1 rRNA gene is annotated in these 1,172 nt (G+C 52.0%); it reads left to right on the top strand.

Features of this window, described 5'->3' with window-relative positions:
* Positions 1-1,151: ribosomal RNA gene (locus H162_RS0129765) — 23S ribosomal RNA — on the top strand; the annotation flags it as partial.
* Between the last annotated feature and the right edge of the window lie 21 nt (positions 1,152-1,172).

The following is a 1,172-nucleotide window of genomic DNA, read 5'->3' as shown; positions in this document are numbered from 1 at the left end:
GAAAGGGTTGCAATAAACTGGTGGCTGCGACTGTTTAATAAAAACACAGCACTCTGCAAACACGAAAGTGGACGTATAGGGTGTGACGCCTGCCCGGTGCTGGAAGATTAAATGATGGGGTGCAAGCTCTTGATTGAAGTCCCAGTAAACGGCGGCCGTAACTATAACGGTCCTAAGGTAGCGAAATTCCTTGTCGGGTAAGTTCCGACCTGCACGAATGGCGTAACGATGGCCACACTGTCTCCTCCCGAGACTCAGCGAAGTTGAAATGTTTGTGATGATGCAATCTACCCGCGGCTAGACGGAAAGACCCCATGAACCTTTACTGTAGCTTTGCATTGGACTTTGAATCAATCTGTGTAGGATAGGTGGGAGGCTTTGAAGCGGGGACGCCAGTTCTCGTGGAGCCATCCTTGAAATACCACCCTGGTTCATTTGAGGTTCTAACCTTGGTCCGTGATCCGGATCGGGGACAGTGCATGGTAGGCAGTTTGACTGGGGCGGTCTCCTCCTAAAGTGTAACGGAGGAGTTCGAAGGTACGCTAGGTACGGTCGGACATCGTGCTAATAGTGCAATGGCATAAGCGTGCTTAACTGCGAGACCGACAAGTCGAGCAGGTACGAAAGTAGGACATAGTGATCCGGTGGTTCTGTATGGAAGGGCCATCGCTCAACGGATAAAAGGTACTCTGGGGATAACAGGCTGATTCCTCCCAAGAGTTCATATCGACGGGGGAGTTTGGCACCTCGATGTCGGCTCATCACATCCTGGGGCTGTAGCCGGTCCCAAGGGTATGGCTGTTCGCCATTTAAAGTGGTACGTGAGCTGGGTTTAAAACGTCGTGAGACAGTTTGGTCCCTATCTGCCGTGGGCGTTGGAAATTTGAAGGGGGCTGCTCCTAGTACGAGAGGACCGGAGTGGACGAACCTCTGGTGTACCGGTTGTCACGCCAGTGGCATTGCCGGGTAGCTAAGTTCGGAAGAGATAACCGCTGAAAGCATCTAAGCGGGAAACTTGCCTTGAGATGAGATTTCCCGGAGCCTTGAGCTCCTTGAAGGGTCGTTCGAGACCAGGACGTTGATAGGCTGGGTGTGGAAGTGCAGTAATGCATTAAGCTAACCAGTACTAATTGCCCGTACGGCTTGTCCCTATAACCTTGGCAGTCATGCCT

Source organism: Massilia niastensis DSM 21313 (assembly GCF_000382345.1).
Taxonomy (GTDB): domain Bacteria; phylum Pseudomonadota; class Gammaproteobacteria; order Burkholderiales; family Burkholderiaceae_D; genus Telluria; species Telluria niastensis.
The sequence above is the reverse complement of the archived record's forward strand: the minus strand, read 5'-3'. Positions and strand labels throughout refer to the sequence as shown.